The following is a 21,380-nucleotide window of genomic DNA, read 5'->3' as shown; positions in this document are numbered from 1 at the left end:
GAATTTCTCGCCATATGTAAACTTTCAAAGTCAGATCGCTTTCTTCTTCCTTTCTAGGATACCAATTATTCGACAAATCGGCAACAGAATGGCTCGATTCAATCATTTCCATCTAGCCATTTGTTTCAAGCGGCAAGTATTCTTTGACAGCATCTCGGATTTCATCAATATCAAAAGGCTTAGCGAAGTGCGTCAATGCACCGAGTTCTTTGGATTCTTGGATCATATCTAATTCACCATAGGCTGTCATAATGATGACACGGATATCTTCATCAATTAATTTCATCCGTTTTAAAATTTCGATACCATCCATTCCGGGGATTTTCATATCAAGCAGGACAAGGTTCGGTCTATGGTTTTTCACAATATCTAATGCCTGTAGTCCATTGGCAGCTTGGAAGGTTTGATAGCCTTCTTTATGAAACACTTCATTCAATAATATTCTAATACCGTACTGATCATCGACAATTAAAATTTTCTCATTCATCTGTTACACCCCATTGCTTTCATTTTTCGCCATAAAAAGAGCTGTTGTTAAATAATTCTGTTTGATTTTCACATTTCCTTTAATTATAATAGTTTACTTTACGACATTTTCTGAGCATTTTTCCTAATATTCTCTTTATATTCTATTATAAAATGATCTGACCGAAGGAGGAAATGAGTCTTGTTAAAAATTTTTACGACCCAGTTATCAGGTATTTTTTCACGTATTGGAGAAAAGCAGGCTGAAGCGATTGAGGACGGTGCACGCCTTCTTGCACAGGCTGTTGTCAGTGGACATGCCGTTTATTTTCACGGAAAGAATGAACTGGCTGCTGTCGCCCTAGAGGCATCTGAAAGCAAGGAGCCGTTTCCCGGTGCGAAAGTGCTGCCGCTCGATCAAAAGGAGCGCAGCTTACTTCAACCTAGTGACAGGGTGCTGCTATTTTATTCAGACCCAGAAGATCAGGAAATTCAATCTCTTGTTAAAGAACTGCACGAACAAGGTACGCCCGTTGTTGGTGTAGGGCCGGCACAAAAGGAGCCGTCCACGATTGAAGAGCATTGTGATGTCCACATTGATTTTCAGCTCAAGAAACCGCTTGTGCCCGCTGAAGATGGGACAAGGTTTGGTTTTCCTGCTTTAATGACCTGCTTATACGTCTACCACGCCCTATCGTTTACTGTGAAGGAGATCGTGGAGGAATATGAATAAAAAAACTGCCGAGAAGTGATATTCTCGGCAGTTTTTTGTTTTATTTTGATTCAGATGCTTGTAGTGAAGCACCAACGAAATCTCTAAATAATGGCTGTGGTCTTGTCGGTCTTGAAACGAATTCTGGGTGGAACTGAGAAGCAAGGAACCAAGGGTGATCCTTGAGCTCGATGATTTCAACAAGACGTCCGTCTGGGCTTGTACCAGAGAAGACGAAGCCTGCTGCTTCCATTTGCTGTCTGTATTCGTTATTAAATTCGTAACGATGACGGTGGCGTTCGTAGACCACTTCGTCATTGTATGCAGCAAATGCTTTTGAGTCTTCATTTAATTTACAAGGATATAGACCGAGACGAAGTGTTCCGCCTAGATCATCTACATCCTTCTGTTCTGGAAGAAGGTCAATGATTGGGAATGCTGTTTCAGGATCAATTTCCGCTGAATGAGCTCCTTCAAGGCCTAATACGTTTCTTGCGTATTCGATAGATGCCACTTGCATTCCTAAGCAGATTCCGAAGAATGGCACTTTGTTTTCACGGGCAAATTGTGTAGCAATGATTTTCCCTTCTACTCCGCGGTCTCCGAAGCCTCCAGGAACAATAATGCCGTCAACATCTTGTACGAAATCAGCGATATTCTCTGCTGTCACTTCTTCTGCATTGATCCATTTAATTTGAACATCTGCATCAAACGCATAACCAGCATGACGAAGTGATTCAACGACAGAAATATAAGCATCTTGCAGCTCAACATATTTCCCTACAAGACCAATTGTGACTTGTTTTGAAAGGTTTTGCACTTTATCAACAAGTGCTGTCCACTCTGTCATGTCCGCATCTTGGCAGTCAAGTTTCATATGTTCACATACTAGCTTGTCCAGCCCTTGTTTTTGTAAATCAAGCGGAATGGAGTAAAGCGTGTCTGCATCCTGACATTCGATAACAGCTTTTGTATCAATATCACAAAATAGCGCAATTTTGTCCTTCATATCTTGTGCCAATGGCATTTCCGTTCTGACCACGATGACATTTGGCTGAATACCAAGACTGCGAAGTTCTTTTACACTATGCTGTGTTGGTTTTGTTTTCAATTCACCCGCTGCACGGATGTAAGGAACGAGGGTACAATGAATGTACATCACGTTTTCACGGCCGATGTCACTCTTCATTTGACGAATGGCTTCAAGGAATGGAAGGGATTCGATATCTCCTACTGTCCCGCCGATTTCTGTAATAACCACATCTGCACCCGTTTCTTTTCCGGCACGGTACACGCGGTCTTTGATTTCATTTGTAATGTGGGGAATGACTTGTACTGTTCCACCTAAGTAGTCACCGCGGCGCTCTTTCTTCAGAACAGTAGAGTAGATTTTACCAGTTGTGACGTTGCTGTACTTATTTAAGTTAATATCAATGAAACGCTCGTAGTGACCTAAGTCAAGGTCTGTTTCAGCACCATCATCTGTGACAAAAACCTCACCGTGCTGGTATGGACTCATTGTCCCCGGGTCTACGTTGATGTATGGATCGAATTTTTGAATGGTGACATCCATCCCTCTATTTTTCAGAAGGCGGCCTAACGATGCAGCCGTGATTCCTTTTCCAAGTGAGGAAACAACTCCTCCTGTTACAAAAATATACTTTGTCATTTCGTATGCTCCTCTCTTTTTTACCCTTGCATGTCTACACATGCACAGCTTCATCCTTTTTAGAGTGTATCCCTAAATCTCTTGAAAAATAAGAAAGCTCCCTTTCAAATAAATGAAAGGGAGCGTAAATGAACGTATCTTTACGTACTCTTTTTTAGAGAGCCCAAAATACATACTACATAGTTCGCTCACGAAAGTCAAGACGGTTTTGTCCTGTTTTGAGGACGGGTTTGAGAGGGTTATTTCTCTTCCTCATCATCGTCTAAATCGTCTTCATCAATCTCCGTTAAGCCGTCATCATCTTCATCATCATCTTCGTCGAAGTCTTCAATATCTTCATCAATTTCTTCATCATCTTCTAGGTCGAGATCATCGTCGTCTTCAACAAGATCAAGGTCTTCTTCAAGCTCGTCGATTTCTTCTTCCTCTTCGATTTCATCGAAGTCGTCTTCAACGACAGCTGCTTTTGTTTTTTTCTTTTTCGCTTTTGTTTTCACAGCTGGCTGAACTTCTTCTTCGATTTGATCAACTGGATACCAGCTGCGAAGCCCCCATCTCTGATCACCTAACGAAATAAAGCGGCCATCTATATTTAAGTCTGTATAAAATTGAGCAAGTCGATCATCAAGATCGGATTTTTGTATTCCTTGCAAACGGACAATTTCATCTATTAACTCGGAAAACGTAATGGGTGTTTTGCTGTCTCTGAAAATTTCATAAGCAAGTTCAACTAAAGACATTTGTTTGAGCTGTTCCTGTGAGTATTCTTTCAAACTCAAGGTCAGACACTCCCTTTCTATTACATGTATGTATCCATTTATCAGTGAAATAATAAGTATTTATACCTTATTCTTACGACAAACCATACCTCTCATTATAAACAAATTAGGGGAGTTTATGCCACCTTTATTGTTGTTAATTTTTGATTTTTTCTCACGGGGAGAACCTTTCGGTCTTCCCCTGCGTGAAATTGGACTGTTTCTTGTATACGGCATGCTTTTGTTTGTTGTTCTATTCATTCTAAACGAAAAAATTGGAAAATTAGAGGCAGCACTGTTGAATGAATAAAATTTAGCTATCGTTTGAACAAAGTGATTGTCCATTCTTTATAAAACATATAAAAAGGTACACGTCAACGGGTTAAGTTTACGTGCACCTATAATGGAAGCTTGTATTCAGTTCATCCTCTAATTTTTATTCATTACAGTACAGCGACTATTTCTTTTCCTAGGGAAATTAAAGCATCTATAATAAATGGTGCCGCAAAGAGAATCGATGCTTTCCAGTTCGCTTTTTTATATTGAAAAAAGAACAAGATCAACATTGCTCCTATAAGTGCCGTGAAGATATACAGCCATAAGCTATGTATTTGCAAGATCCCCATACATATTACATTAATAAACATAATGATAATCTTAGGGATCAGAGCATAAAACAAATGACCCTTAACCTCCGGAACAAAGATCATTAATAAGAATTTAGAGATGAGATATTGTACTAAGAGACTGATGGTGGTTAGAATTGTTGTAATGACAACAATTAGATTCAGCATCGTTTCATAGGACATATCCTCTAACAAAGCTCTTAAATCATCTAGTTTCGAAATGTAGCCATTTAACTCAATAGCAAAAGTAACGAAATAATAATTGGCCAGAATAAAAATGACCAATGATATCAGTGATGTTATTCTTGGACGTTGTTCCATAATAGCCTCCCATCCCCTATACTCACAATGCTTGAATGATCGTTTAAACGTTTATTCACCATGCTATGGGAAACATATATGATGGTTGAAATTTTTTTAATAGAAAGATTCACTAGCCTCTCAGATAGCATCTCTATACTCTCTGAATCTAGAGATGACATGGTTTCATCAATTAGGATGGTTTTCCAATCTTTTACGAATAATAAAGATAACCCTACCTTCGCTTTCATACCCGTAGATGCTCTGCTATAAGAACCATCTAGGTTACCATCAAAAAAATCATTCACAATACTCATTTGTTCTTTAGTCGGCACAATTTTAAACGTATTCCACAGAATCTCTAGGTTTTCTCTAATTGTAAATGGGTGAATGCCGATAGGATCCACATTTAAGTAAAGAGTCGATTCTTTGTTTGCCTCAATATCTCCAGAATATCTCTTATCTAAACCTGCTATCATTTTAAGGAGAGTGCTTTTACCTGCACCATTTCTCCCCACTAAATGAAAGAGACCTTTTGAAATTGAAAAATTCACTTTATCTAGTATGATATTGTTTTTGAACTTCTTAGTACATTCTACAAATTCTAATCCCACTTGAATCCCCTTCTCTGTCATATAGAGTCTTCAATAAAACCATCTATGATTGATAATGATAGAAAATAATAAAGAATCATACCCTTCAATAAAAGCAGCTATTATTAGGATGACTAACGATAGCAGATAATAAGGAATCATTTTTTTCATAACACCTAAAGCAGCTTTAATTGATTTCGTATAAATTAGTGTGAACAGCACATACTGGCTTATTCCTTGATAAAGCAACATATTTGGGAATTCTAATAGCCCGTGAGGAATTAGTTTACCTAAAGCTTCTTGTGCTCCTAGCGTTCTAAAGCCCATCGTAATGACGAAGGACGAACCTCCAAAATCCATTATTTGAAATAACGGCGACAACAAGAACCCCAGTAAATACATTGCAAAGTTCGTTAAGTTATGTGTCAGGACTACAGACATAAATTCCTGGCCCGAAGTTGGTGGTGCTGCTTCAAATAAATCTTTGTTGACTATATTCCCAAGATAAATCCCTGTACCTATCAGCAATATACAGTAAATAGAGTAGTACCACAGAAAATATTTCAATCTTTTATGTATCATTTTCCTCCTCTTTTCATGAAATAATCGTGAAAATAGTAATGCATATGAGTAATAAAATAGGCAAGGACAGCTTCAATAACTTATGTTCATAATCGTTGATTAATAGTTCTGTTTTTCTGAAATATACGACCCCAATAAAGATGATTAAAGGAAGCGATAACGTATTTTTAAGAATAATTGAGATATCAGACGTGTTTATCACTACTCCGACTATTCCACACACACTGACAAAAGTCAGTACGATACATAGTAAATAAATCGTACTAGATTTAAACCTCTCGTACGGACTCACAATCAAAGAGGATTGCAGCATCTCAATTCTTGCCTTATCAAGCATAATTTCTTCCTTTTTTGAACCTATTAGGATTTCTAAGATCGTGATATAGTTTATATAGACCAAAATGAGCGCAGGCAGATATTCTATTTTTGTTAAAAAGGATTGGGCGAAATAAGTAAGTACTGCTACTAAGACGCCAATTAAAATTATTAATATTTTATTACTAATGATATAAGAAAAAAACAAATACATAATATTCCCAGACCTATATTGCTTATTCGCACTTTTTAGGAAGGAAAGTCCAGATGTCAAAGGTATCCTATGAGAATTACTTATGTAAATGTAAATAAGAAGAGACTGTACCATTTGCAGTATCAACACTGCTTCAAAAATGGACGTTATGATATACCAAAATTGTAACAAAAGGAGTATTCTGTTTATGATATTGAATAGACCAGACAATAATTGAGATGCAAAGGACAGCATCACAACAATAAGAGCTAGTATCATAATGAAATATTGTTTTTCTACTAACAAAAAAGTTAAAGCGATGAAACAAGCGAAAAGTAATTGAACTGAATACCCTTTTTTAATCGTAAAGAATAAATGTTTCAACAACAATTGTTTAGAGATAAAGACCAAGCCTGGCTGCTGTCTTTTATACGGTAATACACAGCGATTAATATTAGCTGTAGCTACAATGTATATTGAAATAAAAATAAAACTGTTTTTATAAGTGCCGGGAACCCCATCGCGATAGAAAATCATCGCTATCATAACAATGATAGAAAAAAGAATCATTCCAATATAATTGAGATACCCCATTATACTTTGATCATATATTTTAAATAGCTTATTTATTTTATACATAAGTCATGTTAAAAAGCAGCAGCCTTGGCTTTTCCTTGTTTTTTAAGCACAGCCAAACTAGAGACAGCCACAGTACTAAGACCTAGATTTGCTGATATCAAAGAACCTTTTCTAGCGACTAAAGATGCCATTGTAACTTCCACTAACAATAGTGAGAATGAGCCAAGTTTTTTTGCCTTCATCATAAAATTTCCTCCTAATTAATGTTTTATTACAAGCCGCATGGCATAAAACGCTAAATTAGTTTTTATCATTGTCTAGTGAACGTCGTTTCACCTGCTATCAAAACACTTTTGGAAAAAAAATCATCTCAATAAAGATTGAGATGATTTTTTTTTTTGAGATTAAAAAGCAGCAGCTTTTGCTTTTCCTTTTTTCTTGAGGATAGCCAAAATAGTAGCAGCTACACCTGCACTAATTGTTCCTACACCAGTGAACATGCCAACGACAGTAATAACAGTTGCTACTGAAGACCAAGCGTCTAAGAAATTAACCATTGCAAACGCGGTTCCAGAACTAACACCCAGATTTGCTGCAATTAATGAGCCATTTCCAATTACTAAAGCTCCTAATGTTACCGCAAGAAGTAGCAGCGATAATAAAGCATAAAACTTAGAATCTGTTGCTTTTGTCATAACACGACCTCCTTCTATTATTTACCACTCTTTTAGTCTAGCAAGAATTAAATTACATTTCAACATTTTTTGTAAATTTTTTAATAATAATTGAAATAGATGTAATTATAACCAGTTATTATAGGGGATTATGTTCATTTCCCAGTTTTACAGGGCGCTTATGTACTGACATAAAATGCTCTGATTCTCTAAAAACTAGTCAAAATATCTAGTAATCAAAAAATCAATTCGTTTCAAATCTTTATTGACTTGTCTTAGAGGTAGGTAGATTTATCATCACTTAAGAGATTATGGCATTTATATTTATATGTATGTATGATAAGCTACCTTTATCCTTAAAGTTATGAACGGAATATTACGAATAAACATGTTTATCTTTACTAAAGGCAGAACTAAATTCAATGAGTAACTCTCTTTCGATTCTCTGTGAACTTATTTTGAATTCAAGAGACCTGATCGTACAAATCATAATAAATTTATACATAACGGTTGACATATTTTGAAATTTTCAATATATCAAAACCCAATATCCCTGTAAGCCGTTGAAAAAAAGACTTAACCGGGTGGAACCAACTAGGTAAGTAATCCAATTTCTCACTTTCAAAAAAATCGAAACACTCATATTGAGTTGTCTCGATTTCGATTGATAATAATGTACTTAATTAGAGATGTTATTAGTATTATTTATTGTTGTTTTGTATTAAACATCTCACTGGCTATCTCTGTTATTTCTTTATATCAAGAAATTTATGTAGTTTGGATGATATTCCTCATTTTAGAAGAATCCGTTCTCTTTTAGAATGAAGCTTAATCCCGATATTTCCGCAAAATGATTGCTTCAGTTTCACTTATAATATGCTTAAGAATTAATTGTTGAAAACTTTATAGCCATACACCTCTATATTCTATCTTAATTTAAAGTTTCTGAAATAATGAGATTACAACAGCTATGGTCAATACAATTCCTGCGAACATTAATACAATTAATTTTCTATTACTGTTTTCTTTTTGATCATTGTCTTTTTTTGAAGTCTTCGAAAGTTCTACGGAAACAAGAATCCATATAACCATGGTTACGATTCCTAAGGTGGTAGCAGCGTTCATAATAACCTCCCATATTTATATTTCTTCAATTTTAACATAACCCCAAAGGTAAGTTGGACCTATACTGGGCATCACCTCAAATTCAGGGAAAATTAACTATTATCCTTTATACACATTTACCTATTTCTTTATTAATCCCTAATACTTTAGTAAGTTTGTTGCCAGTTTTTATTGATTAAATACTCTCTAAATCATCGATGACAAGTCACTCTTAAGTTAAAGCTTTTTATACTGCTGACACAATCCTTTTTCCTTCACAAAAAAACCTTTAGATTTTGCTACTGATTTAAAGCTGATTGAACCATACAAAGCAAAAGCCACCTAACGAGAGGTGGCTTTTACTTTATTTCTACATATCTAGCAGTTTCCTTGAGATGACCAGACGCTGGATTTCCTGTGTTCCTTCATAAATTTGAGTGATTTTCGCATCACGCATGTATCGTTCGACTGGGTAATCCTTTGTGTAGCCGTACCCGCCGAAGATTTGCACCGCTTCTGTCGTCACCTTCATCGCTGTATCACCGGCAAAGAGCTTGGACATGGCTGATTCCTTTCCATACGGGAGGCCTTTCGTTTCGAGCCATGCCGCCTGGTAAGTAAGCAGCCTTGATGCTTCAATCGCGGTGGCCATATCAGCCAGCTTAAAGGCGATTCCTTGTTGCTGAATGATTGGTTTACCAAATTGTTTACGCTCCTTGGCATAATCAACCGCCGCATCAAGAGCGCCTTGAGCAATCCCAACTGCCTGTGCAGCAATGCCGTTTCTGCCGCCATCGAGCGTCATCATGGCTATTTTGAATCCTTCTCCTTCTTGACCGAGCCGGTTCCTTTCATGAATCCGGCAATCTTCAAATCGAATTTCAGTTGTTGGCGATGAGCGTATGCCCAGTTTGCTTTCCTTTTTGCCAACGGAAAAACCAGGTGTCTCTTTTTCTACAATAAAAGCAGTTGTATTTCGGGATGAAGCTCCTTGGTCTGTTACGGCAAACACAATATAATAATCTGCAATGCCTCCATTTGTAATAAAGATTTTCGCCCCGTTCAGGACATATTCATTGCCTGCCTTGACGGCCGTTGTCTTCATTCCGCCAGCATCTGAGCCTGAACCGCTCTCTGTGAGCGCATATGCTCCTATCTTCTGCCCTTCTGCAAGCGGCTTTAAATAGGTCTCTTTTTGTTCATCTGTTCCGAATGTATAGATTGGCCATGAAGCGAGAGATGTATGAGCGGACAGGGTGACGCCTGTAGAGGCGCATACTCTTGAAAGCTCCTCAACTGCTATGACGTAGGCTAAATAATCACTGCCGATTCCGCCCACGTCTTCCGGCCAAGGGATACCCGTTAAACCGAGTTCCGCCATTTTACGAAAAATAGATGGATCATATGTCTCTGTTTCGTCTCGCTTTGCTGCTGTTGGCTCCACTTCATTTTTCGCAAAGTCTCTCACCATTTTTTGAATCATTTCATGTTCGTCACTTAATTGGAACTGCATCGTGAGCCACCTCGTTTCATATTAGCTGTTTACAGATGACCAGCCTTTGAATTTCACTTGTTCCTTCATAGATTTCACAAATTTTCGCATCACGAAAGTAACGTTCTGCTTGATAGCGATTCGTATAACCATCCATGCCTAGCAAATGGATCGCTTCTGTACTGATCTCCACCGCCGTTTTTGACGCAAATAGCTTTGCCATTGATGCTTCCTTTGTGACGGGACGATTGGCCTCTTTGAAAGAAGCCGCTTGATAGACGAGCAGTTTGGCCGCCTCAAGCTTCGCCGCCAAATCGCCCAGTCGAATGGTTGTTTCAAGACCTGCTGGATGTCGCTTTAAATAGCTGACCGCCTCGGTTAAAGCGGCTTCTGCAATACCAAGGCTTTGAGCCGCAATTCCGATTCTCCCTGCATTTAAGCTAGACATGGCAATTTGAAAGCCTTCTCCTTCTGCACCAAGCAGCTGATCTTTTGGAATCCGCACGCCTTCAAAATGAAGCGTGACTGTTTTTGAACCGTGCAGTCCCATCTTTTTCTCATCTTTTCCAATCGTAAATCCCGGCGTATCTTTCTCGACAATGAACGCCGATATATTTTTTCTCGCAGAAACCGGATCGGTCACCGCAAAGACAAGATATAGCTCTGCTTCTCCGCCGCTTGTGATAAAGATTTTCGTTCCATTTAATACATAATCACCGCCCATCCACTCTGCTCTTAACTGAATACTGGAGGCATCTGATCCGGCCTTTGGTTCAGTCAGACAAAAGGCGCCCAGCTTCTCTCCTGATGCAAGCAGAGGGACATAGGATTCTTTTTGTTCCTTCGTTCCAAAAGTCAAAATAGGCATCGTCACAACAGATGTATGAACGGACACAATGACACCGATGGTCGCACTCACTTTCGATAATTCATGGATTGCGATGATATACGTTGTAAAATCTGCTCCTAAGCCTTGATACGAAGCTGGTATTGGAATCCCTAGATAGCCTTGCCGTCCCATTTCACTTAAAAGGGTTTTTGGAAACCGGCCTTGTTCCATAGCTTCAACTTCAGGGAATACACGCTGGCGTGCAAATTCTGCTGTCTGTTCTCTCCAGAGACGCTGTTTATCCGTAAGCATAACATCCATCTTGACTCCCCCTATGAGTGGTCGTGGTATGTGTAAAAACCTCTCTTTGTCTTTTTGCCAAGCCAGCCTGCATTCACGTATTTTTTCAAAAGAGGACAAGGTCGATATTTGCTGTCTCCAAGTCCTTCGTGAAGGGTATTCATTATAAATAAACATGTATCCAGTCCAATGAAATCAGCTAGACGAAGCGGCCCCATTGGGTGATTCATCCCAAGTGTCATCACGCCATCAATGCTTTCTGCATCTGCCACGCCTTCATATAGGGTGTAAATGGCTTCATTGATCATTGGCATCAATATGCGATTTGAGACGAACCCTGGGAAGTCTTCCACTTCAATTGGGGTTTTGTTTAATGTCTTCGCTGTTTCATAAACAAATTGATATGTGTCATCACTCGTTTGCAGCGCGCGAATGACTTCAACGAGTTTCATGACAGGGACGGGATTCATAAAATGCATGCCAATCACTTTCTCCGGTCTGCTCGTCACAGCTGCTAATTCTGTGATCGACAAGGAAGACGTGTTTGTCGCAAATATGGCCTCCGCCTCTGAAAATTGATCAAGTGTTTCAAAGATTTGTTTTTTGACACTCATTTGTTCAGAAGCAGCTTCAATCACTAAATGAGCCTGCTGGACGTCTTTTAAATCTGTGGATACGGCAAGCCGCTGCGTGATATCTCGGACTGCCTGATGTGCCAGCTTTCCTTTTTCTGCCCGCTTCGTCAGTTGTTTGGTCATGGAGGAAATCGCTCGATGAATCTGCTTTTCTGATGCATCATGGAGCAGGACTGTATAGCCTGACTGTGCAAACACTTGGGCAATGCCTGATCCCATTTGACCGGCTCCAACGACCAGAACGGTCTCTTCTATGCTCATCAAAAAACGCCTCCCTTTTCATCTACCTTTATCATGAACGCATCTCCTTGACCGCCTCCACTGCAAATCGCCGCAATGCCAATGCCACCGCCTCTTTGTCTTAATGCATGAATCAATGTCAATATGATACGTGTTCCGCTTGCCCCAATCGGATGACCGAGTGCGACAGCCCCTCCGTTGATATTCATTTTCCGCCGGTCGATCCCGATCATTTTTTCACATGCCAGAGCCACAGCTGAAAAGGCCTCATTGATTTCAAACAAATCGATATCCTCTAGGCGCTTTCCTGTTTTCTTTAAAAGCTTCTCGATGGCAAGGGCTGGTGTTTTCGGGAAATCCTTCGCCTCTACAGCAACCTGAGTATGACCGAGAACGACTGCCAGTGGCTTTACGCCATGCCGTGCAGCATACGTGTCTTTCATTAGAAGAAGTGCACTTGCACCATCATTGACACCTGGTGCATTTCCAGCGGTGATGGTACCTTTCTGATCAAAAACAGGCATGAGCTTTGACAGCCGTTCATATGAGGTATCACGCCGCGGAGATTCATCTTCTGTGATCAGCCTTTCTCCCGTTTTTGTTTTGACGGTGACGGGGGTGATTTCATGTTGAAAAAAGCCACTTTTTTGCGCTTCGATAGCCCGTTCATGACTTCTGAGTGCCCACAGATCCTGCTCTTCCCGCGTGATGCCAAGCTCCTTTGCAGCCATACTTCCATACTCACCCATATGAACGCCTGTAAACGAACAGGTTAAGCCATCTAAAATCATCGCATCTTGTACTGCACCATCTCCCATTTTGTAGCCCCATCGCGCTTTTTTTAGCAGATAAGGAGCGTGAGACATGGATTCCATACCGCCCGCCGCGATGACCTCAGCATCTCCGGCTCGAATGATTTGATCTGCCGTGCTCACACTGCGCATGCCTGATGCACAGACTTTATTGATGGTTTGTGTTGGAACAGACCAAGGAAGATCAGCATATCTTGCTGCTTGCCTTGAAGGAATCTGCCCTTGCCCTCCTTGTAAAACACTTCCCATAATGACCTCATCTATTTCATGAGAACCCGAAACTCTTTCCAGAGCAGCCTTGATCGCTATACCGCCTAGTTCTGCGGCAGTCAAACCACTGAGAGCCCCGCCTAGTTTTCCAAATGGTGTTCTTGCACCAGATACAATGACCGTCGTACTCATGTATGCCCCTCCCCATTTGTTAACGCTTACATATCATTTAGACAGCTGATGAAACAGCGCCATGGATAAGCCGATGAACATCCTATTCATCGGCCTGTCATCTTTACGACACCTGTTTTCCAGGCTCGCCAAACACTGATTTTTCAAGAAGTTCGGCGACATCAAATGTGCCTACCTGCTCCTCTACTTCCTTCGCCTTCGTCCCATCTCCCAGCATCGTTAAGCAATAAGGACACCCTGAGCTGATGATGGACGGCTGGACCTGTAGCGCCTGCTCCGTTCGTGCAGTGTTAATCCGGGTACCCGTCTCTTCTTCCATCCACATTAAGCCCCCGCCTGCTCCGCAGCACATACCAGTTTCACGGTTGCGTTCCATTTCTTTCAGCGTCACACCTGGAATGGCTTTTAAAATGTCTCTTGGCGGGTCGTACACTTCGTTATATCTACCTAAGTAGCAAGAGTCGTGGAAGGTAATTACCTCGTTCACTTCATGTACAGGCGTTATTTTCCCTTCTTTCACTAACTCTGCCAATAATTCTGTATGATGGTACACTTCTGCCTCAAGTCCGAAGTCTGGATATTCATTTTTAAATAAGTTGTAGGCATGTGGATCAATCGTGACGATCTTTGTGACGCCGTTTTTCTGGAATTCTTCAATGTTTTTTGCAGCAAGCTCTTGGAATAAAAATTCGTTTCCGAGTCTTCTTGGTGTATCGCCTGAGTTTTTCTCTTTATTGCCTAGGATCGCAAAGGATACCCCCGCTTCATTGAGGAGTTTTGCAAAGGCAAGTGCAATCTTTTGGCTTCGATTGTCATAGGCCCCCATTGAACCAACCCAGAATAAATAATCAAAGGTTTGCTCTGCTTTTTTCAGCTCTTTCACTGTCGGCACATGCACATCTTCTCTCAGTTCACGCCAATTTTCTCTTTCTTTCCGGTTCAATCCCCACGGGTTCCCTTGGCGCTCAATGCTTGTCATGGCACGCTGTGCATCTGCGTCCATTTTTCCTTCGGTCAGCACAAGATATCTGCGCATATCAATAATCTTGTCGACATGTTCATTCATGACAGGGCATTGGTCTTCACAGTTTCGGCATGTCGTACATGCCCAGATCTCTTCTTCTGTAATGACCTCTCCAATAAGAGAAGGATGGTATATAGAGCTGGCAGCCGACTCTTCCGCACCTGCTCCTCTCGCCTGCAGTGCCAGCTGGTTTCCTGTTGTCTGCTTGAAGGCAAGCTGCGGGACCCAAGGTGTCTTCGAGGTAATGGCAGCCCCTTTATTGGTTAAATGATCTCTTAACCTTAAAATCAAATCCATTGGAGACAGCATCTTCCCTGTCCCTGTTGCCGGGCACATATTCGTGCAGCGCCCGCATTCCACACAGGCATAAAGATCGATCAGCTGAGACTGACGGAAGTCTTCAATTTTTCCCACACCGAAGGTCTCTTGTGTCTCATCTTCAAAATCGATTTTTTGCAGCTTGCCTGGCGGGTCTAATCTGCTGACAAATACGTTGACAGGCCCCGCAATCAAATGGGCGTGCTTTGACTGTGGAACATATACTAAAAATGTCAGCAAAATGAGCAGATGCACCCACCATGCGGCATAAAAAACAATCGCAGCCGCAAGAGGTGAAATTCCGCCCAGCAAGAAAGCAATACCAGAAGCGATTGGCTCAGTTGGTGATAGAGAGTGTCCATGCCAGATGATGTTCATGCCGTTCCCTAGTAAAACTGTCAGCATTAATCCGCCAATAAATAAAAGCACTAGACCCGATTTAAAACCTCGTTTTAAACGGACAAGTTTTTCCACATATCTTCTATGGAAAGCCCATACAACGGCCACTAAAATGAGAAGTGTGACCACCTCTTGGAAAAACGTAAAGACGCCGTACACCGGACCTAAAGGAAGCCCGCTGTCTGGAATAAGCCCCTTCAAAATAAAATCAAGGGCTCCGAACTGTACAAGGATAAATCCGTAGAAAAACAGTACATGAATGATGCCGCTCTTCTTGTCCTTTAATAGCTTCTTTTGCCCAAATACATTGACCCAAACACGCTCTAAGCGTTTCTTCATGTCTTGTTGAAACTCTTCTTTTTTACCAAGACGAATATACGCCGCTCGTGTTCGAATGAGATAAACAAACAAATACAGAGCGTAAGCGGTCACCGCCGCAAATGCGATCAAGTTGATGATTAAAAGGCTATTCATCTTGCTCCCCCTTTCATTCCCCAAAACCCACTTTGTTCCGTTTCCATGTTGTACCTCTATCATAAATAATGAATGAGTATTCAGTCAATATTTTTTACGCGTTTGGGTACACTATTGAAATATGCAAAAAAGGAGGAAGTTTCATGATCGCATTGATCATCCTACTCGTACTCATTGCCATCGTTTTGCTCGTCATGTTAGACCTTTATATGGGAAAGAAATATTTTTCTACGCACGCATTTGAACGGTCTTTTGACCAAACAAGCGGCGATGCCATCTTTTATCATGATGGCGAACCATTTTTCGATCAGCTGCTTACGGATGTACAGCAGGCCTCTTCTTCTATTCATATGATGTTCTTTATTGTAAAGAACGACAAGATTGGTCAAAGGGTCTTACAAGCATTGAAAGCCAAAGCGGAGCAAGGCGTTTCCGTCTTTTTGCTGACCGACCGATTAGGCTCCTATTCGTTTGATCAAAAGTCGATTGACATGCTAGAAAGGAGTGGCATTCAATTTTACTTTTTAAATAAGCCTCGTTTTCCTTTTTTGATTTACCGGTTAAACATGAGAAATCACCGTAAAATTACGGTGATTGATGGGAAGATTGGCTATATTGGCGGATTTAATATAGGCGATGAATATGTTGGGAAAAAAGGCCGCTTTGGCATTTGGAAGGATTATCATTTGCGGATGACTGGACAGGTTGTCGCAGATCTCCAGCATGTGTTTCTGAATGATTTGTACCGGTCGTCTGGCATTCATCAGCTGCAATATGAGGTTTTCCCTACATTGGAACCGGGAACATTACAATGCACAACACGCGCGACTGCCGGTTTTTCTTTAGAAGCTTTATTTCTCCAAGATATTCAGCAGGCAAAGAAACAGATCATCATCTGTACGCCTTATTTTATTCCATCAGCCCCTCTTCTGAAGGCGCTGCTTGATGCACGAAAGCGGGGCGTCACAGTTGAAATTATCATTCCAATGAAAGCGGATCATCCACTTGTCAAAGAGGCTGGTTTTCATTATTTAAAGGATCTCATTGCCTCTGGATGTCTTGTTTATCGTTTTTATAAAGGATTTTATCATTCGAAAGCCATATTGATTGATCACAGCCGCTGTATGATCAGTACCGCGAATTTTGATAAACGAAGCTTGTTTTTAAACGAAGAAGTAGATGTGGCCATTGATGATCCCGACTTTACTGCACACGTAGAGGAAAAGATTCGGGAGCATATGGAAGTATCTGAGATCCTGACAGAAGAAACATTGTCAAAGCGCCCTCTTTTCACACGACCGCTTGAGTGGGTTGCCGCCATGTTCTCGTATTTTTTATAAAGGAGATGACCTATGCGTTATCGATTTGGTTATGTATCCAATGCCGTCACCTTGTGGGAAGCTTCTCCTGCCAAGTCGCTGACCTTTGCAAGATACAGCAAGCTCTCTAAGGAAGAAAGAAAAGAGGCTTTATTGCGAACAACGAAAGCCAATCTTGTGAATACATTAAGAACGCTTTATTTCGCCATTGCTCATGATATCCCGCTTTACCGTTTTTCAAGCTCAATCGTCCCGCTCGCGACCCACCCCGAGGTGCGCTGGGACTTCGTGACACCTTTTCACAAAGAATTTCTTGAGATTGGCAAGTTGGTGAAACGGCACAACTTACGGGTAAGCTTTCACCCCAATCAATTCACCTTGTTTACCAGCCCAAAACTTTCAATTACAGAAAATGCCGTCATCGATATGACGTACCATTATCAGATGCTTGAGGCGATGAAGCTCGAAAAGGAAGGTTACATGAATATTCATGTAGGCGGGGCGTACGGCGATAAAGAATCGGCTCTTCAACGCTTTGATGAAAATATCAAACAGCTTCCGGCACATATCAAAGCAAGGATGACACTTGAGAACGATGACAAAACATATACGTCGCTCGAAACGCTTGGTGTATGTGAAAAGCATGACATTCCGTTTGTTTTTGATTACCATCATCACGTGGCAAATAAAGATGACGATGCCACACTCGATGACATCCTGCCAAGAATGTTCGACACTTGGACAAAGACTGGCATTCCGCCTAAAATCCACTTGTCTTCACCTAAATCAGAAAAAGCCATACGCAGTCATGCAGATGGAGTAGATATGGCCTTTGTCTTACCGCTTTTTCAAGCATTAAAACCGTATGGCCGTGATGTAGATTTTATGATTGAAGCAAAATTAAAGGATCAGGCTCTGCTCCGTCTAGTCGAAGAGCTGTCTGCGATAAGGGGCAATCGGCGGACGGGCGGAGGAACCATTGAGTGGAAATCATAGAGAAAGGTTTACCTTTGTGCAAATGGGGGTAACAAAGCTATTGTGAAAAAGTAATTAACAGGAGGATATGAAGATGTCTCAAATCTATTCAATCCGAATCGCTGCAAAAGCGTTGAATTTACATAAGCTTATTTCTCTTTATGAAAAGTGCCAGCAGGCTCAGCATCGTATATATGTGTATTCTAAAAAAACAATGTGCAGCATTAAGAACATCGTAGAGCTTGAAACCTTCAGGCTCACTCATTTAGAATCTGATTATTTAATTGTCGTAGAGGGGAAAAAAGCGCAAGACCTTCTACAGCCGTTTGAGAAAGAAAAGGTTTCATAAAAAAGAGCAGCCCCGAGCCGCTCTTTTTTATATCCACTCTTCTGTCAGCCAAACTTGTTTAGAAGCTGCATCTATTTTCACTTGTGCCCCGATTGGCATCGTAAGCATAGGGTGCGTATGGGCACAGTCAAAATCAGCGATGATTGGTCTTTTTGTCTCACCAAGCACCTCAAGCAAAATCTCGTAAGGTTCTTTGCCCGTCCCTTCATCATCAAACAGCTCATGTTTCCCTAAAAGAATCCCTGACACCCGTTCAAACACTCCATTTACTTTCAATAAAGAGAAATTCTTTTCGACAACAGAAGCGGTTTTCATGCAATCTTCAATGAGGAGGATGTCTCCGTTTTGGATGGCTGGCATGAACTCACTTCCCCAAATGCCGTACATCGCATTCAGGTTCCCTCCGATCAATCTGCCTTCTGCCTGTCCCTCTATGACGCACAGCCAATCATTCGGACGCTGCTTTTTGTCACGCGTCTTTTCTTCCCAATTGATTCGGTCATCTGTCCAAAAAGGCGGTTTTTCAATCTGATAAGGAATGCTTTGAGGAGACATCAAGATGTCCTCAAATGACTGATATGTATAATCGACAAACGGTTCAAACTCGCCAAAAGAAGGAACAAGCGCAGGCCCGTAGAAAACAGGCAGGCCCGTTTTTTCGTACGCCGCTAAAAGAATCGCTGTCGCATCTGAATAACCGATCATGATTTTCGGATGTTGATTCAGCAGGTCAAAATCAAGATAAGGCAGCAAACTATTTGAATTTGTCCCGCCAATCATTGACATGATGCACGCCAAGTCCTCTCTAGCCATCAGCTCATTCAGCTCATCTGCTCGTTCTTGAATTGTACCGGAACGGTAGTGATCCTCTTTCCCTGTTAATGATCCAGGGATCACAATGAATCCTTTTTGCTCAAGCCACTTCTTCGCCCGCTGATACCTAAGAGGCGAGGTCGCTGATGCAGGACTTGAAGGTGAAAAAATACCGATCTTATCGCCCTTTTGTAATCGCCGAAGCCCCTTCATTCCATCAGATCCTTCCTACACGCATTTTTTCTATCCTAACAAAAAAAGCCCTTTATCAAAAGGGCTACTGAACGAATGAAAATCTTTTCAAAAAAATATTTTAAAAAGGCCAAGTAATATGAGCGTAAAACTAATAATCAATGCTATCGATATTTTGACTTTGCTTAAAGAACTGTCTATAACGTTTACAAAAAGGTGAATGCCAAATAAAATAATCCCAATGTAAAAAAATACTGGGTTGATTCCAGCTGGAATGATCAATATAAATAAACCAACAAGAGTCACGTAGTGAATGCTTTTCAGCATGAATGTTTTTGCTGTTTCGCTCAAACAACCCTCTCCTTTTGGATCTAATTTCCTTAAATTATATCAAAATTCCATTTAAATGGTGATTTAAATATTTGCAGGACGAACCACTTTTTATTATCACATGTAAAAAAATGAGTCCAACTCAATAGCTGAACTCATTTACGCCTTACTATCAATGACCAAACTGCGCTTCATGCAGTCTGCTGTACACCCCGCCCATTTGGATGAGTTCCTGGTGGCGGCCTTGTTCTTGAATGCCTTCCTCTGTTACGACGATGATACGGTCGGCGTGTTTAATTGTTGCCAGGCGGTGGGCAATAACGAGTGTCGTCCTGCCGACAGCCAGTTCGCTTAGTGCATCCTGTATAGCTTTTTCTGTTTCTGTATCAAGTGCTGATGTGGCTTCATCTAAAATAAGAATTGAAGGATTTTTCAGGAACATCCGCGCAATCGACAGGCGCTGCTTTTGACCACCTGACAATTTGACGCCGCGCTCGCCTATGACAGTATTTAATCCTTCTGGGAAACGCTGAACGAGTTCCTCTAAATGCGCACGACGTACAGCATCCCAAATCTCTGCATCACTGGCTTCTAGGTTGCCGTATGCGATGTTTTCTCGAATCGTGCCTGAGAATAAAAAGACATCCTGCTGCACAATGCCGATCTGCTGTCTTAAAGAAGATAGGGTCATCGATTTTGTACTCACGCCATCAATCGTAATCTCCCCTTCATCCACATCATAAAAACGTGGTAGCAAACTGCAGATCGTCGATTTTCCGGCTCCTGAAGGCCCGACAAACGCAACGGTTTCTCCTTGTTTGATCTTCAAATCGATATCCTTTAACACATGACTGTGCTCATCGTAGCCAAATGTCACGTTTCGATATTCAATTTCACCTTTCAGCCCGAATACATCACGAGCTCCTTCTGTATCCTTCACATCTGGCTCTGTTTCAAGTAGGTCGACATAACTTTTAAAGCCAGCAATGCCTTTTGGATACATTTCAATCACTGTGTTAATCTTATCAATCGGTCTGAATAAGACGTTTGTAATCAGAACAAACGCGATAAATCCACCTGCCGTTAATTGACCCTGCAGAACAAACCATGTCCCTGCTAGAAGGACAAACAGTGTCACAAGACGTGTCAGAATGTAACTGATTGAGCCGTTAACCGACATGATTTTATATGAAAGAAGCTTCGCTTTCCGAAAGCGGTTGTTGTTTTCAGCAAAACGCTTTTTCTCGAAATGTTCGTTGGCAAAGGCTTGAACAAGACGAATACCGCCGATATTGTTTTCAACCCTTGCATGAAAGTCTCCAATGTCATTGTTCAGCTGTGTAATCGCCTGTGTCATCTTTTTATTAAAATGAAGGGCAAGCCAAATGATGACGGGCATGATCAAGAAGGTTAAAATGGCAAGCTGCCAGTTAATCATTAGCATGACAGCAAAGGCGCCAAGAATCGTCATAATCGCAATAAACAAATCCTCAGGTCCGTGATGAGCCACCTCACCAATGTACATGAGGTCATTTGTCATCCGAGACATAAGCTTACCCGTTTTGTTGTTATCAAAAAACTTAAATGAGAGACGCTGAAAATGATCAAACAGCTTCTTCCTCATATCTGTTTCAATATTGATGCCAAGCATGTGTCCCCAGTACGACACAATAAATTGCATCACTGAGCTGAGGGCATAAATGATAAACAGAGCAAGTGCGGTCCAGGCAATGACTGTCCAGTTCCCTGTTGGTAATAACGTATCAATGAAGTAGTTCACGATCAGCGGGAAACCAAGTTCCATTAATCCAACTGCGACAGCGCAAAAGAAATCTAAAAAGAACAGACCGCGATAGGGCCTGTAATAGGCGAAAAAGCGTTTTAGCATATGTAAAAGGACCTCATTT

23 protein-coding genes are annotated in these 21,380 nt (G+C 40.9%); 5 read left to right on the top strand and 18 right to left on the bottom strand.

What is annotated here, in order from left to right:
• Positions 1-112: 112 nt before the first annotated feature.
• Positions 113-487, bottom strand: coding sequence for a response regulator (locus tag C9414_RS01655; RefSeq protein WP_003214681.1), 375 nt, complete (start codon positions 485-487; stop codon positions 113-115).
• Positions 488-667: 180 nt separating this feature from the next.
• Here C9414_RS01655 and C9414_RS01650 point away from each other — a divergent pair, with 180 nt between their 5' ends.
• Positions 668-1,198, top strand: coding sequence for a DUF2529 domain-containing protein (locus tag C9414_RS01650; RefSeq protein ID WP_047202558.1), 531 nt, complete (start codon positions 668-670; stop codon positions 1,196-1,198).
• 40 nt (positions 1,199-1,238) lie between these two features.
• Here the strand turns inward: C9414_RS01650 and pyrG are convergent, their stop codons facing one another.
• Both pyrG and rpoE read right to left on the bottom strand, forming a co-directional pair.
• Positions 1,239-2,846, bottom strand: a complete 1,608-nt coding sequence (pyrG, locus tag C9414_RS01645; RefSeq protein WP_039182151.1) for a glutamine hydrolyzing CTP synthase — start codon at positions 2,844-2,846, stop codon at positions 1,239-1,241.
• A 239-nt stretch (positions 2,847-3,085) separates the two neighbouring features.
• A complete protein-coding gene (gene rpoE / locus C9414_RS01640; protein ID WP_107162939.1) occupies positions 3,086-3,625 on the bottom strand; it encodes a DNA-directed RNA polymerase subunit delta in 540 nt (179 codons plus the stop codon).
• 118 nt (positions 3,626-3,743) lie between these two features.
• Between rpoE and C9414_RS20095 the strand changes: the two genes are divergently transcribed.
• A complete protein-coding gene (locus C9414_RS20095) occupies positions 3,744-3,914 on the top strand; it encodes a hypothetical protein (protein WP_181286092.1) in 171 nt (56 codons plus the stop codon).
• A gap of 133 nt (positions 3,915-4,047) precedes the next feature.
• Here C9414_RS20095 and C9414_RS01635 read toward each other — a convergent pair whose 3' ends face one another.
• From C9414_RS01635 to C9414_RS01585, 12 genes are all read right to left on the bottom strand, one after another.
• A complete protein-coding gene (locus tag C9414_RS01635; protein ID WP_075612065.1) occupies positions 4,048-4,551 on the bottom strand; it encodes a hypothetical protein in 504 nt (167 codons plus the stop codon).
• Positions 4,530-5,144, bottom strand: a complete 615-nt coding sequence (locus tag C9414_RS01630) for an ATP-binding cassette domain-containing protein (protein WP_107163162.1) — start codon at positions 5,142-5,144, stop codon at positions 4,530-4,532. Before C9414_RS01630 ends, C9414_RS01635 begins: the two co-directional genes overlap by 22 nt.
• 30 nt (positions 5,145-5,174) lie before the next feature.
• On the bottom strand, positions 5,175-5,705 hold the full coding sequence (locus C9414_RS01625) for a stage II sporulation protein M (protein WP_064498798.1): 531 nt from the start codon (positions 5,703-5,705) through the stop codon (positions 5,175-5,177).
• A 13-nt stretch (positions 5,706-5,718) separates the two neighbouring features.
• The gene (locus C9414_RS20440; RefSeq protein WP_258182557.1) at positions 5,719-6,042 is read right to left on the bottom strand and encodes a hypothetical protein; all 324 of its coding nucleotides are present in this window, start codon (positions 6,040-6,042) and stop codon (positions 5,719-5,721) included.
• Positions 6,043-6,860: 818 nt separating this feature from the next.
• Positions 6,861-7,037 carry a hypothetical protein gene (locus C9414_RS20090; RefSeq protein WP_181286091.1) on the bottom strand — a complete coding sequence of 59 codons (177 nt, stop codon included), beginning with the start codon at positions 7,035-7,037 and terminating at the stop codon, positions 6,861-6,863.
• A gap of 159 nt (positions 7,038-7,196) precedes the next feature.
• Positions 7,197-7,487: an uberolysin/carnocyclin family circular bacteriocin gene (locus C9414_RS01615; RefSeq protein WP_075612067.1), complete on the bottom strand. Its 291-nt coding sequence runs from the start codon at positions 7,485-7,487 to the stop codon at positions 7,197-7,199.
• Positions 7,488-8,402: 915 nt separating this feature from the next.
• Positions 8,403-8,591, bottom strand: coding sequence for a hypothetical protein (locus C9414_RS01610; protein WP_075612068.1), 189 nt, complete (start codon positions 8,589-8,591; stop codon positions 8,403-8,405).
• Between the two features lie 349 nt (positions 8,592-8,940).
• Positions 8,941-10,083, bottom strand: coding sequence for an acyl-CoA dehydrogenase (locus tag C9414_RS01605; RefSeq protein ID WP_047202560.1), 1,143 nt, complete (start codon positions 10,081-10,083; stop codon positions 8,941-8,943).
• A gap of 16 nt (positions 10,084-10,099) precedes the next feature.
• A complete protein-coding gene (locus C9414_RS01600; RefSeq protein ID WP_107162937.1) occupies positions 10,100-11,212 on the bottom strand; it encodes an acyl-CoA dehydrogenase family protein in 1,113 nt (370 codons plus the stop codon).
• Positions 11,213-11,223: 11 nt separating this feature from the next.
• Entirely contained in the window at positions 11,224-12,087 is an 864-nt protein-coding gene (locus C9414_RS01595; protein ID WP_107162936.1) for a 3-hydroxybutyryl-CoA dehydrogenase, read from the bottom strand.
• On the bottom strand, positions 12,087-13,280 hold the full coding sequence (locus tag C9414_RS01590) for an acetyl-CoA C-acetyltransferase (RefSeq protein WP_107162935.1): 1,194 nt from the start codon (positions 13,278-13,280) through the stop codon (positions 12,087-12,089). The genes C9414_RS01595 and C9414_RS01590 overlap by 1 nt, the downstream gene beginning before the upstream one ends.
• Positions 13,281-13,383: 103 nt before the next feature.
• Positions 13,384-15,495, bottom strand: coding sequence for a heterodisulfide reductase-related iron-sulfur binding cluster (locus C9414_RS01585; RefSeq protein WP_107162934.1), 2,112 nt, complete (start codon positions 15,493-15,495; stop codon positions 13,384-13,386).
• 143 nt (positions 15,496-15,638) lie between these two features.
• On the opposite strand from C9414_RS01585, the gene cls reads away from it, so the two are divergent.
• The 3 genes from cls to C9414_RS01570 all read left to right on the top strand — a co-directional run bounded on the left by cls (position 15,639) and on the right by C9414_RS01570 (position 18,138).
• Entirely contained in the window at positions 15,639-16,835 is a 1,197-nt protein-coding gene (cls, locus tag C9414_RS01580) for a cardiolipin synthase (RefSeq protein WP_107162933.1), read from the top strand.
• A 12-nt stretch (positions 16,836-16,847) separates the two neighbouring features.
• The gene (gene uvsE / locus C9414_RS01575) at positions 16,848-17,810 is read left to right on the top strand and encodes a UV DNA damage repair endonuclease UvsE (protein WP_107162932.1); all 963 of its coding nucleotides are present in this window, start codon (positions 16,848-16,850) and stop codon (positions 17,808-17,810) included.
• Between the two features lie 73 nt (positions 17,811-17,883).
• Complete coding sequence (locus tag C9414_RS01570; RefSeq protein WP_039182170.1) at positions 17,884-18,138, top strand: hypothetical protein; 255 nt, start codon at positions 17,884-17,886, stop codon at positions 18,136-18,138.
• A gap of 27 nt (positions 18,139-18,165) precedes the next feature.
• Here the strand turns inward: C9414_RS01570 and C9414_RS01565 are convergent, their stop codons facing one another.
• The 3 genes from C9414_RS01565 to C9414_RS01555 all read right to left on the bottom strand — a co-directional run bounded on the left by C9414_RS01565 (position 18,166) and on the right by C9414_RS01555 (position 21,361).
• On the bottom strand, positions 18,166-19,164 hold the full coding sequence (locus C9414_RS01565; protein WP_107162931.1) for a S66 family peptidase: 999 nt from the start codon (positions 19,162-19,164) through the stop codon (positions 18,166-18,168).
• A gap of 87 nt (positions 19,165-19,251) precedes the next feature.
• Entirely contained in the window at positions 19,252-19,494 is a 243-nt protein-coding gene (locus C9414_RS01560; RefSeq protein ID WP_039182177.1) for a hypothetical protein, read from the bottom strand.
• Positions 19,495-19,645: 151 nt separating this feature from the next.
• Positions 19,646-21,361 (bottom strand): ABC transporter ATP-binding protein, encoded by a 1,716-nt coding sequence (locus C9414_RS01555; RefSeq protein WP_107163161.1) that lies wholly within the window; start codon positions 21,359-21,361, stop codon positions 19,646-19,648.
• Between the last annotated feature and the right edge of the window lie 19 nt (positions 21,362-21,380).

It is taken from the genome of Bacillus sp. Nf3, from assembly GCF_003028545.1.
GTDB lineage: Bacteria > Bacillota > Bacilli > Bacillales > Bacillaceae > Bacillus > Bacillus safensis.
The sequence above is the reverse complement of the archived record's forward strand: the minus strand, read 5'-3'. Positions and strand labels throughout refer to the sequence as shown.

Bases quoted from the DNA above. Each gene is read 5' to 3' on its own strand.
- C9414_RS01655 (WP_003214681.1), bottom strand. From the start codon at position 487: ATGAATGAGAAAATTTTAATTGTCGATGATCAGTACGGTATTAGAATA.
- pyrG (WP_039182151.1), bottom strand. From the start codon at position 2,846: ATGACAAAGTATATTTTTGTAACAGGAGGAGTTGTTTCCTCACTTGGA.
- C9414_RS20095 (WP_181286092.1), top strand. From the start codon at position 3,744: ATGCCACCTTTATTGTTGTTAATTTTTGATTTTTTCTCACGGGGAGAA.
- C9414_RS01635 (WP_075612065.1), bottom strand. From the start codon at position 4,551: ATGGAACAACGTCCAAGAATAACATCACTGATATCATTGGTCATTTTT.
- C9414_RS01625 (WP_064498798.1), bottom strand. From the start codon at position 5,705: ATGATACATAAAAGATTGAAATATTTTCTGTGGTACTACTCTATTTAC.
- C9414_RS20440 (WP_258182557.1), bottom strand. From the start codon at position 6,042: ATGCTTGATAAGGCAAGAATTGAGATGCTGCAATCCTCTTTGATTGTG.
- C9414_RS20090 (WP_181286091.1), bottom strand. From the start codon at position 7,037: ATGATGAAGGCAAAAAAACTTGGCTCATTCTCACTATTGTTAGTGGAA.
- C9414_RS01615 (WP_075612067.1), bottom strand. From the start codon at position 7,487: ATGACAAAAGCAACAGATTCTAAGTTTTATGCTTTATTATCGCTGCTA.
- C9414_RS01610 (WP_075612068.1), bottom strand. From the start codon at position 8,591: ATGAACGCTGCTACCACCTTAGGAATCGTAACCATGGTTATATGGATT.
- C9414_RS01605 (WP_047202560.1), bottom strand. From the start codon at position 10,083: ATGCAGTTCCAATTAAGTGACGAACATGAAATGATTCAAAAAATGGTG.
- C9414_RS01600 (WP_107162937.1), bottom strand. From the start codon at position 11,212: ATGGATGTTATGCTTACGGATAAACAGCGTCTCTGGAGAGAACAGACA.
- C9414_RS01595 (WP_107162936.1), bottom strand. From the start codon at position 12,087: ATGAGCATAGAAGAGACCGTTCTGGTCGTTGGAGCCGGTCAAATGGGA.
- C9414_RS01590 (WP_107162935.1), bottom strand. From the start codon at position 13,280: ATGAGTACGACGGTCATTGTATCTGGTGCAAGAACACCATTTGGAAAA.
- C9414_RS01585 (WP_107162934.1), bottom strand. From the start codon at position 15,495: ATGAATAGCCTTTTAATCATCAACTTGATCGCATTTGCGGCGGTGACC.
- cls (WP_107162933.1), top strand. From the start codon at position 15,639: ATGATCGCATTGATCATCCTACTCGTACTCATTGCCATCGTTTTGCTC.
- uvsE (WP_107162932.1), top strand. From the start codon at position 16,848: ATGCGTTATCGATTTGGTTATGTATCCAATGCCGTCACCTTGTGGGAA.
- C9414_RS01570 (WP_039182170.1), top strand. From the start codon at position 17,884: ATGTCTCAAATCTATTCAATCCGAATCGCTGCAAAAGCGTTGAATTTA.
- C9414_RS01565 (WP_107162931.1), bottom strand. From the start codon at position 19,164: ATGAAGGGGCTTCGGCGATTACAAAAGGGCGATAAGATCGGTATTTTT.
- C9414_RS01555 (WP_107163161.1), bottom strand. From the start codon at position 21,361: ATGCTAAAACGCTTTTTCGCCTATTACAGGCCCTATCGCGGTCTGTTC.